General features: G+C 36.7%; 15 protein-coding genes. 7 read left to right on the top strand and 8 right to left on the bottom strand.

Annotation, left to right across the window (positions count from 1 at the left end):
- Positions 1-230: 230 nt before the first annotated feature.
- Positions 231-548: a nuclear transport factor 2 family protein gene (locus tag AC4IFE_RS18315; protein WP_490758567.1), complete on the bottom strand. Its 318-nt coding sequence runs from the start codon at positions 546-548 to the stop codon at positions 231-233.
- A gap of 75 nt (positions 549-623) precedes the next feature.
- Complete coding sequence (locus AC4IFE_RS18310; protein WP_490758566.1) at positions 624-1,418, bottom strand: SDR family oxidoreductase; 795 nt, start codon at positions 1,416-1,418, stop codon at positions 624-626.
- A 125-nt stretch (positions 1,419-1,543) separates the two neighbouring features.
- Between AC4IFE_RS18310 and AC4IFE_RS18305 the strand changes: the two genes are divergently transcribed.
- Positions 1,544-1,894 carry a winged helix-turn-helix transcriptional regulator gene (locus AC4IFE_RS18305; protein WP_490758565.1) on the top strand — a complete coding sequence of 117 codons (351 nt, stop codon included), beginning with the start codon at positions 1,544-1,546 and terminating at the stop codon, positions 1,892-1,894.
- 272 nt (positions 1,895-2,166) lie between these two features.
- Here AC4IFE_RS18305 and AC4IFE_RS18300 read toward each other — a convergent pair whose 3' ends face one another.
- Together AC4IFE_RS18300 and AC4IFE_RS18295 are read right to left on the bottom strand one after the other, a co-directional pair.
- Positions 2,167-2,574 (bottom strand): DUF4440 domain-containing protein, encoded by a 408-nt coding sequence (locus AC4IFE_RS18300; protein ID WP_131705330.1) that lies wholly within the window; start codon positions 2,572-2,574, stop codon positions 2,167-2,169.
- 139 nt (positions 2,575-2,713) lie between these two features.
- The gene (locus AC4IFE_RS18295) at positions 2,714-3,430 is read right to left on the bottom strand and encodes an AAA family ATPase (protein WP_490758564.1); all 717 of its coding nucleotides are present in this window, start codon (positions 3,428-3,430) and stop codon (positions 2,714-2,716) included.
- Between the two features lie 1,181 nt (positions 3,431-4,611).
- On the opposite strand from AC4IFE_RS18295, the gene AC4IFE_RS18290 reads away from it, so the two are divergent.
- Positions 4,612-4,947, top strand: coding sequence for a DMT family transporter (locus AC4IFE_RS18290; RefSeq protein WP_490758563.1), 336 nt, complete (start codon positions 4,612-4,614; stop codon positions 4,945-4,947).
- A gap of 52 nt (positions 4,948-4,999) precedes the next feature.
- On the opposite strand, the gene AC4IFE_RS18285 is transcribed toward AC4IFE_RS18290, so the two are convergent.
- Positions 5,000-5,473 (bottom strand): hypothetical protein, encoded by a 474-nt coding sequence (locus AC4IFE_RS18285; RefSeq protein WP_490758562.1) that lies wholly within the window; start codon positions 5,471-5,473, stop codon positions 5,000-5,002.
- Between the two features lie 147 nt (positions 5,474-5,620).
- On the opposite strand from AC4IFE_RS18285, the gene AC4IFE_RS18280 reads away from it, so the two are divergent.
- Both AC4IFE_RS18280 and AC4IFE_RS18275 read left to right on the top strand, forming a co-directional pair.
- Entirely contained in the window at positions 5,621-6,697 is a 1,077-nt protein-coding gene (locus tag AC4IFE_RS18280; protein WP_490758561.1) for a sensor histidine kinase, read from the top strand.
- Positions 6,694-7,419 carry a LytR/AlgR family response regulator transcription factor gene (locus AC4IFE_RS18275; protein WP_490758560.1) on the top strand — a complete coding sequence of 242 codons (726 nt, stop codon included), beginning with the start codon at positions 6,694-6,696 and terminating at the stop codon, positions 7,417-7,419. The genes AC4IFE_RS18280 and AC4IFE_RS18275 overlap by 4 nt, the downstream gene beginning before the upstream one ends.
- Position 7,420: 1 nt before the next feature.
- On the opposite strand, the gene AC4IFE_RS18270 is transcribed toward AC4IFE_RS18275, so the two are convergent.
- Both AC4IFE_RS18270 and AC4IFE_RS18265 read right to left on the bottom strand, forming a co-directional pair.
- Complete coding sequence (locus AC4IFE_RS18270; RefSeq protein ID WP_490758559.1) at positions 7,421-8,047, bottom strand: class I SAM-dependent methyltransferase; 627 nt, start codon at positions 8,045-8,047, stop codon at positions 7,421-7,423.
- Between the two features lie 175 nt (positions 8,048-8,222).
- Positions 8,223-8,957 (bottom strand): DNA-formamidopyrimidine glycosylase family protein, encoded by a 735-nt coding sequence (locus tag AC4IFE_RS18265; RefSeq protein ID WP_490758558.1) that lies wholly within the window; start codon positions 8,955-8,957, stop codon positions 8,223-8,225.
- 70 nt (positions 8,958-9,027) lie between these two features.
- Here AC4IFE_RS18265 and AC4IFE_RS18260 point away from each other — a divergent pair, with 70 nt between their 5' ends.
- The gene (locus AC4IFE_RS18260) at positions 9,028-10,383 is read left to right on the top strand and encodes a deoxyguanosinetriphosphate triphosphohydrolase (RefSeq protein ID WP_490758605.1); all 1,356 of its coding nucleotides are present in this window, start codon (positions 9,028-9,030) and stop codon (positions 10,381-10,383) included.
- 61 nt (positions 10,384-10,444) lie between these two features.
- On the opposite strand, the gene AC4IFE_RS18255 is transcribed toward AC4IFE_RS18260, so the two are convergent.
- Positions 10,445-10,792 (bottom strand): DUF4377 domain-containing protein, encoded by a 348-nt coding sequence (locus tag AC4IFE_RS18255; protein WP_490758557.1) that lies wholly within the window; start codon positions 10,790-10,792, stop codon positions 10,445-10,447.
- Positions 10,793-10,929: 137 nt separating this feature from the next.
- Here AC4IFE_RS18255 and AC4IFE_RS18250 point away from each other — a divergent pair, with 137 nt between their 5' ends.
- Positions 10,930-12,951, top strand: a complete 2,022-nt coding sequence (locus tag AC4IFE_RS18250) for a hypothetical protein (protein WP_490758556.1) — start codon at positions 10,930-10,932, stop codon at positions 12,949-12,951.
- Positions 12,952-13,091: 140 nt separating this feature from the next.
- Positions 13,092-13,547 carry a lipocalin-like domain-containing protein gene (locus AC4IFE_RS18245; protein WP_490758555.1) on the top strand — a complete coding sequence of 152 codons (456 nt, stop codon included), beginning with the start codon at positions 13,092-13,094 and terminating at the stop codon, positions 13,545-13,547.
- The last annotated feature ends 29 nt before the right edge of the window (positions 13,548-13,576 follow it).

Below are 13,576 nucleotides of genomic sequence, written 5' to 3'. Positions count from 1 at the left end.
ATCTACTGTGATCCTTATCACACGAAGACAGGAATATTACTGTCATGAATAGACAGCTCGAGAATAATTTTTTAATCATAAGTTGTATTTGTTTGGTTTTGAATATTTTATGATCAAAAAAGATACCAACTAACCTATTTGAATGATAATTCTGTATGTGATAAATAGTAATATAAGATGTATTGTATCCATATAAAGCGGGAGAAATACGGATGATTGTACTATTGAACCTAGGTTGTAATTTTCAGTGATTCAATAAATCCCCCGTTTAATTCGAAATGATATTTCAAAATTAACGGACTTCCGGGAAATGTGCCTGAAATTTCAGCTGATAAAACATTGTCTCTTTCACTGTAGTCTAAAGGTTTCATAATGGCTTTGTATTCTTTGTTGGCGGCGTCAATCCAGTTTTGTATTTCTGTTTTTCCGTTGTGTGTTTTGCCTTCGTCAAATACGACTGCGGTGTTGGTAAAACAATCAGCATAGGCATGGCTGTCAAATTCATTTTGTGCTTTCACTAATTTTGAAATGATGTTAGGTAAATTCATTTTATTTTGTTTTAAATTATCAATTATCAATTATCAATTATCAATTATCAATTATCAATTATCAATTATCAATTATCAAATGGTTGGTATCGTTCCTCCGTCAATGATGTATTCGGTTCCTGTGAGATAATTAGCTCTTGGTGACACCAGGAAGCCTACAAGTTCAGCTATTTCTTCTGGTTTTGCCGGTCTTCCGAAAGGAATTCCTCCCAGTGCATCCATTACACTTTGTGTAGCTTGTTCTACGGTGCTTTTATTGCTTTCAGCGATCCGTTCCATCATTCTTGTAGAAGCTGTGGTCATGATCCAGCCTGGTGAAACGGTTAAAACCCGCACACCTTTTGAAGCAACTTCGTTGGATAAGCTTTTGCTGTAATTCAGTAAGCCGGCCTTTGCAGCGGCATAGGGCAATGTGCTGTCGTATAATGGTAATCTTGCCTGAATAGAGGCAATATGAATAATGACACCGGTTTTCCTCTCGATCATTTGTGGTAAGAAACCTCTGTCCAGGCGTACCGGTGATAAAAGATTGGTCTGCAGCGAGTGCAGCCAGTCCTCGTCGGTCAAAACGGCGAAGCCTCCGCCTTTGGTCTCTGAGCCTCCAAGATTGTTGACTAAAATATCGAGTTTCCCGAATTTCTGTACAACTTCTTCCACTACTTTTTGAGTTCCCTGAGAGGTGCTGAGATCTGCTGAAATAAAATGCAGGTCCGGGTTTTTCTCTTCGGGTGGGTTTCTTGCAACAATAATAACTGTAGCTCCTGCGCTCAATAGTCTTTCTGCGATGGCTCTTCCTGCTCCTTTGGTCCCTCCTGTGACCAAAGCTGTTTTGTCTTTCAGTTCGTTGTTGAAATTAAACTGTTCTTTCATGTGTTAAATTCTTTGGTACAAATTTCAGAAGTAACTTCATTTCCGGCAATAAGGGAAAATCGAATTGCATAGGGATTAATTTTTCCCCTATTGTACATTTTAGAACATTGGGCTAATTTTACAGTATGTATGAAAGAAAAATTCCTTTGAACTTAAATTGCGGCCTTGACCTGATCGGTGAAGTGCTCTACGGAAAATGGAAGATCCGTTTGCTGTGGTTTATTAATGAAGGGTATCAACGTCCGAGTGAACTGCAGCGCAAAATTCCCGATGCTTCAAGACGGGTCCTGAATATTCAGCTGAAAGAACTGGAGGAACATGAGCTGGTTTCAAAAATTATTTATGCTCAGCTTCCGCCCAAAGTAGAGTATTATCTTACAGATTTTGGAAAGACACTCATTCCTGTTATTTCTGCATTGGGAAATTGGGGAGATCAGAACGAAGAGCGGTTGCGGAGGGTTATTTTGAAGAGATAAGAGTGCCGGAACAGCGTTTTTAAGTAAGGATTGAGTTTTCCCATTATTCGTCAGGGAACTGGAATAAAGTTGATTACTGTTTTTCTTCATTGATTTCTGTCCGCTTTTCACATGCTTTCCTTACTCTGTGGGGGTATCTTCTTTCATGGCTGTATTATTTTTTCGGCTTCCAGTTTTTTGATTAAGGCAGATTTTACCGATGTTAAAGCATAGTCTTTCGCCTCGGCAAAAGAAATCCCATATTTATGCTCCATATTCCTTTTTGTCTTATTCTAAATATTTTCGTCTTCCCAAATAACCGAATTTATTTTCCAGCCATTGGCAGTTTTAATGTACTGAAAAAATTTAGTGCCGTTTCCTTCAAAATAATTACCATTAAGGTATCCACGCTTTTGGTACTTAGAAGAGCGTTGGGCAATATTATTAACTATTTTTGTTTCCTCTTCCACTTCATATTCTTCAAATTCTGTAAGCGTTCCGTCTGTTAAAATTCTTTTTCTTGGAGTAATAAAACTGTCAAGGTTATAAATTTCTTCATTGCCTTTATCCTTTTTGATGATGATCGTTTCACTTAAACAAATATCATTAATACTTTCGAAGCCCGGCTTTTTCCCATTCGTATTGGAAAACAAATTAAAAAATGATTTAGTTAGTTGATTGAGCAAAAATTGATCGTCCATTTGTATGTATTCTAATGTTTTAAAATTAATAAATTTTCAAATTCAAAATAGGTTTTGCTTCAATACTTACTAAATGGTAAAGAAAAAATCCGTTTCTGGGAAGACGGATGTATATAATTTAACGATTAATGTATTTATATCAATTCTCAACTATTTTTGCTTCCAGTTCCTTTATTATAGCATTCTTCACCACCGTAAACGCATAATCTTTCGCTTCTGCAAAAGAAATTCCGTATTTACGTTCAATATTCCTCAGGTCTTCCGGAAATTTAGACAATAGGCTGTCATAAAATTGATCCAGGAATTCCCGGGAAGGCATTTCATAATTAATTTTTAATTGGAAGCGCCTCAACAAAGCGGTATCTATAATTTCTGCGTGATTGGTAGCGCACATTAGAAGTGCGTTCTCGGGATAATAATCAATAAGCTGGATCAGGGTATTCACAAGTCTTCTCATTTCGCCCACATCCTTGTCGTCGCTGCCTCTCGCTTTACCGATCTGGTCCAGTTCATCCAGGAAAAGAACAGATCTTTCTCTTGCAGCTTTGTCGAAGATCATTTTTATATTTTGTGAAGTCTCTCCGATACGCGAAGAAACAATATTACTGAGATTAAGGATCAGGATATTTTTACCTAATGCATTGGCTACAGCTTTGGCGGTCATTGTTTTTCCACATCCGGAATTTCCCTGCAGGAGGATTTTGTTATTGACCGGAAGCCCGTATTCCTGCAGCTCCTTCACGTAGGTGTGCTCTTTGATAAGTTGTACCAGTTGATCCCTGTTGTGGCTGTCGAGAAATACATCGTTAAGGCTTACTTCCTCCTTGTCCTGAATGATGAGATTATACAGATTCATGTTAAAACTAAAAAGTGATTCTTATCTGTACAAAGATAAGGCTTTATTGAATGAAGTCCGGATAAACCATAAACCGTTTAAATATATTCAATAGGAACGTGCTTTAGCCCGTTTACAAAAAAACAAACCTTCATCTGGCTTCAGCCCGAAACTTTAATTCGCCAGGTAATCAACAAGAAAAGCCGAACTGTTTGTTCGGCTTGACTATTTGGGATATATAAAATTTGCTATGAAATTTCAGTTAAAGGAATATGTTTTTTGGGCTCTTTTACTCCAGTGAGTAAAAGAGCAGAATCTGAGTATTCAGATTAAAAAACATAAACAATACAATTAATATAGATGTTCTATAGGCTTTCTCAATAGAACTTAGTTTCTTTCCTCTCTTTTTACTGTCATAAAGTAAGAAGCGAATACTACTACACATGTTGCGATACCGATGTAAGTTATCATTTTTTGTTTTATTTAATTATTTGACTTTATTTTATCAATTTTCTAATTACAATATTACTATTTTCAAATCACGTGCCAAAGCAAATAATCATGATGTATATCAGTGTGTTATGTGTGTTTACTGTTAATTTTATGTAAGTGTTTGTTTACAAAAAATTAATGTGTTATTATGAAATTATTAATATATTTATTGTCTTATCTGTAAAAAAATAAAAAATTGGCAACTGTTTAAGTGCTTCTATATTGGACTTGATAAAACAAAAAAATAAAAATGCAGCGCATAGTATTTACTTGTGGTTTTATTTTTGAACGTCAGATTTTGGGTGGTGAAAGAATTATTATGTTAAGAAAACTTATTTTTCGGACCTGAATTTTATCCCTTAATTTTAAAAATCTGACAGAATTTATGTCAGCAATTTGAAAATTTTGTCACATGTACTGGAAATACTGACAGGGTTGGAACAATTGATGGCACACATTCTTAAGTAAATAATTTTTTCTTTTTGTAGTTTTTTATTATAATTTTTTTGAAATAATTTCACTCGTAAGGGATAATAAGTCAGGCCTTTTGCCGGATTTTATTTTTGTTATCCTGTCGATAACTTTGGAGAGAATATCCGACGAGAATATAAGGTTAAATCTGATAGAAAAATGGAATATCATATCAGTTTTATCAGCTGGTTTTCTGTGAAAAAGAAGTGGCTTTTCGTATTTTTGTAAAAATAAGCTTTATGGGACGCAGTTATATCTTTCTTGCCTTAGCCATCATATTCGAGATCATCGCTACCACTTTTCTGAAAAAATCTGAAGAATTTTCGAAGCTGTGGCCTTCTGTGATTACTGTGATAGGATATGCTGCCGCATTTTATTTCCTGAGTATTACACTGCGCCAGATTCCTGTCGGAATTACATATGCCATATGGTCCGGAGTAGGAATTGTTTTTATAACCATCATTGGGATCATCGCTTTTAAGCAGGTTCCGGATCTGCCTGCTATCATCGGAATTGCCCTGATAGTGATCGGGGTGATTGTTATTAATGTTTTTTCAAAGATGGGGACGCATTGATTTTTTTTAATTAAAAGTTCAAAAACCCCATACCAGTTTTATGTTTTATAACCTATTTTAAAATGCGGATAGTGGATTGGAAGAAATTGAACAGGAATATTCTGTCGTAAAATATCTCAATGCTGTTCTCGGTAATAAAATTATTATGACGGAACGTATTGGCAACACGGTCTTCTTCCACAAAAACAAACCAGATTTCCTTAAGCTGTTTCTGTCTTTTAAATTCTTCAAAACCATTCCAGTCGTACGGAGTGGAATGCTTAAGGTTATAGAATAGAATTCCTTTTTTAACACCATTTTCTTCAACAATGTTAATGGGATGCTGAATGTAATTTAAAATACTGATCTGTGACTGATAACACTCCACGAAATGGTGCAGATCAATCATCTGTATCACCTTTTCTTCTTGCTGGGATTCTGTCATATAAAAACATTCTGTGGTTATTTCCTGTGTAAGTTCCTGAAAAACGGCTAATTCCATAAGCATTAAAAATTCAGGGCAAAGAAAGGAATAATACCATGGCATGAAAGTTTTTTTATACGAAACCGCTTTTATTTTATACGAAATCCAGCCCGGTTAAAATTGGTATAAAAAATGACAGGGTTTGTATAATATTATAAGGATTTACCGCGTTATTCTCTATTTTTGTTTTTAATTAAGACCCGGAATACTATGAAATACGGACCCTCAAGATTTAAAGAGACACTTGTCATGGATTTTCTGGTTGAAGACCGGTTCAAAGTCCGCAGACACTTGTTATTCCTGGTTTTCTTTTTCTTCCTGATGTACAGCGCCAGGTTCTGGCATTGGTATTCCGGACTTTATCAATACTATGTTTTGTTTTTTGTATATGCTGTCCTGATTACGATGGTATACATCAATATATATGTGCTGGTGCCAAAGTTCTTCTTTAAAACAAGGTATATCACTTATCTCATTCTGCTGGTCATTATGGGAGTTGCCGGACTGAATATGATAAGCTATGGTTTTAAATACTTCTTCGGGGATTTCAGGGTAGAGAATATTAAGAAGGAAAGTGAAAAAGCCAATCTCTATGAAGGTATATTGATGTGCATTCCGATTATCTTGACAACAACTACCGTAAAACTCCTGCAAAAATGGATCACAGATACCAAAAGAATAACGGAACTCAATAATCTTACCTTGCAAATGGAACTGAATGAACTCCGTAACCAGATCAACCCGCATTTTCTTTTCAATATGCTCAATAATGTGAAAGCCCTTACAAGAACAGATCCTGAAAAAGCATCTGCAGTTATTGTTAAGCTTTCGGAATTCTTAAGATATCAGCTGTATGAAAACGGAGAAGAAAAAACTCTGCTTATTTCGGAGATCGATTTTTTGTCCAATTTCCTTAACCTTGAAAAAATACGCAGAGAAAATTTTTCCTTTGATATCAATGCAGCAACAGAAAGCAGAACCATAAAAAGTACTTTTATTCCGCCTAATTTATTTACCACTTTTGTTGAAAATGCAGTAAAGCACAGCCTCGATATTAGCAGCAAAATGTGCTATGTGAAAATAGATATAAGCGTTGAAAACAAAATCCTTCATTTTACCTGCACCAATTCGATGAATCCGAGTCTAACTGTATCCAATGCAAACTACAGCGGACTGGGACTTGCCAATATTAAAAGAAGGCTCGAGCTTCTCTATGGAAATACTTTCAGCCTTGAAATCACTTCCGGAGAAAAAGAATATACCGTCAATTTAAAAATTCCTGTATGAACTGTATTATAGTAGATGATGAACCATTGGCAAGAGCCGAAATGCGTTCACTGATCAATGAAACCTCAAAGGCCGAAATCCTGGGGGAGTTTTCCAATGCTCCTTCAGCGCTGGATTTCCTTAAAACCAACGAGGTAGATCTTATTTTTCTGGATATTGAAATGCCAATGGTAACCGGATTGGAATTTGCTGAAATGCTGCCTAAAAAATCACTGATCGTTTTTACCACAGCCTATTCCCAATATGCCTTAAAAAGCTATGAACTGGAAGCTGTAGATTACCTTCTGAAACCGATAGATGCCCAAAGATTGGAAAAAGCCATAGAAAAAGCTATTCTTTATACGGAACTTTTGTCTAAAGACACAGTGAAAAATACAGTAGAGTCCAATACGGCAGACTTTTTATTCATCAAGGCAGACCGGAGATTCTACAAGATCAGTTTTTCAGATATTAAATTTATAGAAGGACTGAAAGATTATGTGGTCATCCACACCCGGCAGCAAAAGCTTATTACAGCTATGAACCTCAAAACGATTCACCAGAAAATCTCCCGGGAAACCTTTCTCCGGGTAAGCAAATCGTATGTGGTTAATCTCGATTTTATTGATTCATTTGACAATCATAATATTTATATTGATGAATTCGAAATTCCCATAGGTGAAGTCTACCGATCCGATTTTTTTACAAAATATGCCGGCGGAACTCTGAATTCGGAAGGGTAGACTACAGCTTTCGTCCCACAAAGCGGATCACAGAACCTGTTCCATTGTGAAATAAGCCTTCATTAAGCTCTATTTCCGTTTCTTCCAGCTGTATAATATCGTAATTGGGAAAATCAGCTTTGATCTCATCTGTTGAAAATAATGACCCGATATCTTTAGGACCGCCAACCTTCTCATTTTTTGTTACATAATCAAGATGGTTTTTGCTGAAGGCTTCGAAAATAATAATGCCTCCTTTACGCAGATACTGATCCAGCATCTGATGAACGGAGGATTTGATATCAGCCGGAAAATGGGCATAGATAAGAGCAACTGCATCAAACTGCTCCTTCTGAAAATTCAGGATCTGAAGTTCACCAACCTGATAATCGATAACCACATTGTGGCTTTCAGCAAGCTGTAATGCCTTGCTTTTTCCTTCACTGCTGATGTCAAAAGCGGAAACATTCCATCCTTTCACCGCTGCAAAAACGGCGTTCCGGCCTTCACCTTCTGCAGGAAACAAAATAGAGCCGGGCTCTAATTTTTCTAACTGTTCTTTTAAATAATTGTTGGGTTCCGTTCCGTAAGCGAATTCTTCACTGCTGTACCTGTCGTTCCATCTGTCCAGCCAAGTATCGTCTGTCATTTTTATTAGTTTTTAATATGAGTTGGTTTATTACTGTTTATCTGGCACCATTAAAGCCAGATGCATTGAACACCCCAAATATAGGATGTTTCCGGCCGCTTCTGCGAATGGAAAAAACATTGGTCAAAATAGATTTTGTAAATAAGATTTCTTAAACTGAAGATCAGTGACATCTTTAATAGAGCTTCTGATCCTTTTCACAGTAAAAGCTTCGCCTTTTTCCAAGTCCTGTCTGTTTTTTTACCAGTTTCTGTCCGCATTTCGGACATATTGTTTTGGTATGAACCAGCCAGTGTTTCTTTAAAACAAACTCACGTTTCCATTCCAGGAATTCAAAACTGTAATTTCTGGCTTCAGCAATAAGTTCCCTGAGCTTTTTCGCAGGCAGATTTCCTATTTTGCTTTCCGGCTGAACACCAGTTCTGAACAGAACCTCATTTTTGATAATATTTCCCAAGCCGGAAAAAATATCCTGATCCATCAAAGCATCACAGGCCATCATTTCTGGTTTGGATTTCAGTTTCTTTTCCGCTTTTTCAGGGTTCCAGATATCACTCATAATGTCGGCTTCCCAGTCTATCCCGGATAAGAAGTCTAAATCTACAGATTTGACGGAGCAGGTGTAAAAATACATGCTTCCGGTTTTGAAATGAAGTGACAGGCGCAGACTTTTATCCGGTTTTGTCTGTTCATCAACACTGTAGGATCCGAACATCAGCAGATGAATACGAATGGCTGTATTATCTAAGACCAGGTACGTCTGTTTTCCGAATGTACGGATCTCACGAAGGGTTTGGCCAATCAGCGGTTCTTTCTCGAATTTAGCATTGCCTGAAGCTTCCGTTACTTTATTTCCGGTAAACGGCTGCAGGCTTTCTTTCATTAAAATTATGGATGGTCCTTCAGGCATGGTTTTACTTTTCAACAAAAGTTCAAATACTATTCCGTAAAAATAAAATTTGGAGTAATTTTGAAAAATGATGAATTTAAACCAGATTTTCACGAATCAGCGTACGGGAAACAATCCGCATACTAAAGCTTCGAGAACTGATTTTCAGAGAGATTTCGACAGAATTATCTTCTCTTCTGCTTTCAGAAGGCTACAGAATAAGACCCAGGTTTTTCCGCTTCCCGGAAGTGTTTTTGTGCACAACAGACTGACGCACTCACTGGAAGTTTCTTCGGTAGGCAGAAGTTTGGGAAGCATTATTGGCGAATTTATCTTTGAAACCTATAAAAATGACCTTACGGAAGATTCAAAGAATTTCTATCTTCATAATTTAGGAAATGTAATTGCAGCTGCCTGTCTGTGTCATGATGTAGGAAATCCGGCTTTCGGACATTCGGGAGAAGATGCGATTGCGAGTTATTTTGAAAGAAATGAAAAGGACCTGAAGCTGAAATTTAATGAAAAAGAGTGGGCAGATCTTGTCAATTTTGAAGGGAATGCCAATGCCATAAGGGTCCTGGCCCAACGTCAGCAGGGAAAAGATGACGGAGGAATTCAGCTTACTTTTTCTACTTTGGCGAGCATTGCAAAATATCCGTGTGAAGCCGTAGCCAGGAAAAAAGGGATCATTCACAGAAAGAAATTCGGATTTTTCCAGAATGAGAAAGATATTTTCCTGGAAATAGCAAAGGCTACAAATTTAATTTTAGAAAATGAAGAGCCCTATATATTCAAAAGACATCCCTTTGTATGGCTTGTGGAAGCAGCAGACGATATCTGTTACAATATTATTGATATGGAAGATGCTCACCGATTGGGGATTGTATCCACTTCAGACTGTGAAAACCTGTTTTTTGAACTCATAAAGTCTGAAAGCAATGATACGGAAAAAGTTAAAAACAAGCTGGCTTCCATTTCCAATGAAAACGAAAAGATTTCTTACCTGAGAGCAAAAGCAATAAATGCCCTGATCAATAAATCCCTTGAGATTTACAAGCATAATTTTGATAATATTCTTCATGGAAATCTGGATAACGGGCTTCTTGATATTTATAAAGCGGAGAACCGGGCCCTGCAGGACATTGAATCATTTTCGATTGAAAAAATCTACAATCATAAAGCAGTGGTGGAAATTGAAAATGCCGGCTACAATGTAATGTATGAGCTTCTGGATCATTTTATTCCCTCTATTCTTAAAGCTGAAGACGAAAGGAAATCTTACGATAAAAAAGCATTGAAGCTGCTTCCGAGACAATTTATGTATGAAGAAGGAACAGATTACCAGAAAGTGCTGGGTGTAGTAGATTTTGTTTCAGGAATGACCGATAATTTCGCCACCGATCTTTACAGGAAAATTAAAGGGATTGATATAGGAATGACGGTTTAATCCAGGCAATTAATAAACAACAAAATAAAAAACTCCCGGAAATCTCCGGGAGTTTTGTGCACTATTTCTTGGTTTTGGAAACCTCTTTTATCAGGGTGTACTTTATGGAAGAGCCATCGGCTGGAGGATTGGCGATTTTTTCGGTTTTTACTCTCAAAACATATTCATATCCCGGCTCATAAGTAAATCCTTCAATATTCGTGTAGAAATTGGTCCAGCTTTCTGACGGTTTTTCTTTTACCTGCAGGCATTTCATCGGGGCTACTCCTGTACAGTCTGCAGTTTCAGGTCCTACGATGAATGTTTTCTCATCTGCTCCGGCAGTATTAGCCGTCGTGCTACATTGTGTCATTGCGAATAGGGCTACTGCAGGAACAGCACCTTTTAGAATGGTTGCGATAATTTTCATAAACTTATTTTACATTTTGGGACCAATTACTGTGCCGAAGTTTTTGACGCACTTCTTCTATTGTTTTTTATTTTTTTATTTTTTAATTTGAGCGCTTCTAAAAGTTTAATCAGGGAATACCATTACCAAAATATTATATGAATAATCCAATTCAAATTGAAAATTACAAAATTCAGAAACCTGAAGCATGGGCTGGAAATATAGAAGATCATGAGCTGATTGATAAAATAAAAGACTCGGAATTTTCCAGGAAACAGATTGATGAAGGAAGAGACTACTGTTATTTTCTTGATAAAAAGTACTATACAAGCAATACCGAAAACAGCGAATATGTCTGTATGGCCTATACGCTGAATGAGCCGGGAAATCTGGAACGGGCTTCTGTTTCAGAAGTTATTGTAGAAGAAAATGAAGTTTACAGTATTCACAGGATCAGCGTTTTGAGAGACGGTGTGCTGATCGATAAGATTCCGGACACCAAAATAAAAGTGCTGGACAGCGAGAACCAGAGCAGTGGCGGAATTTTAAGCAGTAACAAAAAGATTAATATTACCATTAAGGATCTGAGACTTTATGATGTCCTGATTCTGGAAGATTCGCGGTTTAAGGCATTTACAGAACGTGATTTCCTGAGAAAGGAATTTTCAAAATATGTATGGGTAAGCCCGGATAATTACTGGGCGTACGGGAGCTTTAAGTTTACTTTTATCAATGACCGGGAACAGGATATTGCCTATAAAAAAACTTTTTTCAGAGATGAGCAGGGCCATGTTTTGGAACCGGAAATCAATCATTTAAAAAAAGGAGAGAGGTTCGTTATAGAAGAGGTAAATTACATCAATCATGTAGATGCGAGTCGTGAGATATTTCCTTTTATAGATTTTGCAACCGAAAACAGCTGGAAGGATCTGTCCAACTATATTGCCCCCATGTATGAAGAAATCTTCAGTAAGTATTCCCTGAAAGATTTTGCTCCCCATCTTGCAGAAAAGCTGGATGAAATCTCCGGCTTGGATGAAAAGGTGCAGTTTGCCATAGAATATGTCCAGAATCATATTTATTATATTTTCAATGCTGATGAAATGAACGGACACAAGCCGCAGGAACCTTCTGTAACTTATGAGAACAAGCAGGGCGACTGCAAGGCCAAATGCGTTTTACTGAAAGTTATTTTAGATTATATCGGAGTTGATTCTTCGGTGGTTCTCGTTAATTTCCATACCGATTACTATATTAAATATTATCTGCCATCACTGTTGAGCTTTAATCATGTAATCGTAAAAATAGATTATAAAGGCCAGGAATATTTTGTAGATGCTACGGTCCGGGATGAGTTCGGGCTGATTGAAAACCGTGGATTTATCTACTTTATGCATTATCTGGAAGTGAAATCTGATCAGGTATTGCAGGAAAGAAAATCATACAAATTTCCATATTACTGCATTGATGAAAAAGTTGAGTTTAATGTCCAGAATACGACAGGGCGGTTGAAATTGTCCACAACATATAAAGGAAACCGCGCCAATGCGATGAGAAGGTATTTTAAGACGACCAACAAAAGGGAAATTGTAGACAGCTGGAACAGCTTTCTGTTTTATGGGCTTAATTACTCTGGCGACAGAAACGGAACAGATATTAGAGATATTTTTAAAGATGCCACCATTGATATTGTAAGCGATGATAAAAAACTGAATGAATTCAAGATCCAGTATACGGCTACAGTAGAAAATCCATATTACGTAGATCACCAGAAAAACCGTTTCTTAATGTATTTTGACCGGAATGTAATTAAGACAAGTGCAAGGGACTTTATGCATAAAGATCTTCCTTTCTGGCATAATTTCGACAGTGAAAAATATGAAATCAATCTGTATACGGACCAAAAGATTGACACTCAGGAAAAATATACCGTTCAGGAAAGTACCATAAGCAATCCGTATTTTGATTATAAAAGCCGAAAAAAGATCACTAAGAATGGTGCTACCGTTTTTATAGAATACCATCCTCTGGTAAACCTTGAAATCCCGCAGGATCAGTTTGAAAAATTCCGGGAAGATCATCATACTATTGCAGACAGCAATTTTGGATTAGGGATTGATATCATTGAACCTGGCTTAATGAATATGCTAAAGTTTAACTTTAAGAAAAAGTTTAAATGATTTGATAAATAATGCTTTGTGATTTAGTATATGAAGCTTATGTTTAAGGTTATTTCTACATTTTCGGGGGGCGGTGGCCGCCGAAAATGTAGAAATAACTCTCAAATATCCTGAAATAAAGAAGTACAATTGTATTAATAATGAATAGAATATACACAGGAATCCTGTCTTTGGCAGTCAGTTCCTTTCTCAATGCCCAACAATTAAAAAAAGAAGATATCACAGGATTCTGGAAACTGAAAGAATCGGGCTTTTATGAAAATAAGAAAAAAGTAATCAAGGATTTTGACAATTGTCGTTTAATGAGAAACTATTCCATAAGGGATGATGGTTTTGCCATCTATAATTATGTGGAAGGAAGCTCCGGAAACTGCACACCTTCTGAACCGAGGCTTTCGTTCTGGAGGATAGTAGACGAAAGGATTCAGTTCTATGTTGAAAGTCAGATTCTTGAAGAAGTAAACGTTACATTTAATAAAGACAAAACCGTTACATTTTCAACATACAGGCCGGAACACACTAAGGTGGATGGAGATGCTTTAGCAGAGAAAATAATAAATACAGTTCATTACGATATTCTGGAAAAGCAGTATTGATTCACCGTGAAAAATATCTGCTTTTTAAA

Source organism: Chryseobacterium sp. UF-81, from assembly GCF_058245105.1.
The sequence above is the reverse complement of the archived record's forward strand: the minus strand, read 5'-3'. Positions and strand labels throughout refer to the sequence as shown.

Excerpts from the sequence above, each read along its gene's own strand:
- AC4IFE_RS18315 (WP_490758567.1), bottom strand. The coding sequence starts at position 548 with ATGAATTTACCTAACATCATTTCAAAATTAGTGAAAGCACAAAATGAA.
- AC4IFE_RS18310 (WP_490758566.1), bottom strand. The coding sequence starts at position 1,418 with ATGAAAGAACAGTTTAATTTCAACAACGAACTGAAAGACAAAACAGCT.
- AC4IFE_RS18305 (WP_490758565.1), top strand. The coding sequence starts at position 1,544 with ATGTATGAAAGAAAAATTCCTTTGAACTTAAATTGCGGCCTTGACCTG.
- AC4IFE_RS18300 (WP_131705330.1), bottom strand. The coding sequence starts at position 2,574 with ATGGACGATCAATTTTTGCTCAATCAACTAACTAAATCATTTTTTAAT.
- AC4IFE_RS18295 (WP_490758564.1), bottom strand. The coding sequence starts at position 3,430 with ATGAATCTGTATAATCTCATCATTCAGGACAAGGAGGAAGTAAGCCTT.
- AC4IFE_RS18290 (WP_490758563.1), top strand. The coding sequence starts at position 4,612 with ATGGGACGCAGTTATATCTTTCTTGCCTTAGCCATCATATTCGAGATC.
- AC4IFE_RS18285 (WP_490758562.1), bottom strand. The coding sequence starts at position 5,473 with ATGCCATGGTATTATTCCTTTCTTTGCCCTGAATTTTTAATGCTTATG.
- AC4IFE_RS18280 (WP_490758561.1), top strand. The coding sequence starts at position 5,621 with ATGAAATACGGACCCTCAAGATTTAAAGAGACACTTGTCATGGATTTT.
- AC4IFE_RS18275 (WP_490758560.1), top strand. The coding sequence starts at position 6,694 with ATGAACTGTATTATAGTAGATGATGAACCATTGGCAAGAGCCGAAATG.
- AC4IFE_RS18270 (WP_490758559.1), bottom strand. The coding sequence starts at position 8,047 with ATGACAGACGATACTTGGCTGGACAGATGGAACGACAGGTACAGCAGT.
- AC4IFE_RS18265 (WP_490758558.1), bottom strand. The coding sequence starts at position 8,957 with ATGCCTGAAGGACCATCCATAATTTTAATGAAAGAAAGCCTGCAGCCG.
- AC4IFE_RS18260 (WP_490758605.1), top strand. The coding sequence starts at position 9,028 with ATGAATTTAAACCAGATTTTCACGAATCAGCGTACGGGAAACAATCCG.
- AC4IFE_RS18255 (WP_490758557.1), bottom strand. The coding sequence starts at position 10,792 with ATGAAAATTATCGCAACCATTCTAAAAGGTGCTGTTCCTGCAGTAGCC.
- AC4IFE_RS18250 (WP_490758556.1), top strand. The coding sequence starts at position 10,930 with ATGAATAATCCAATTCAAATTGAAAATTACAAAATTCAGAAACCTGAA.
- AC4IFE_RS18245 (WP_490758555.1), top strand. The coding sequence starts at position 13,092 with ATGAATAGAATATACACAGGAATCCTGTCTTTGGCAGTCAGTTCCTTT.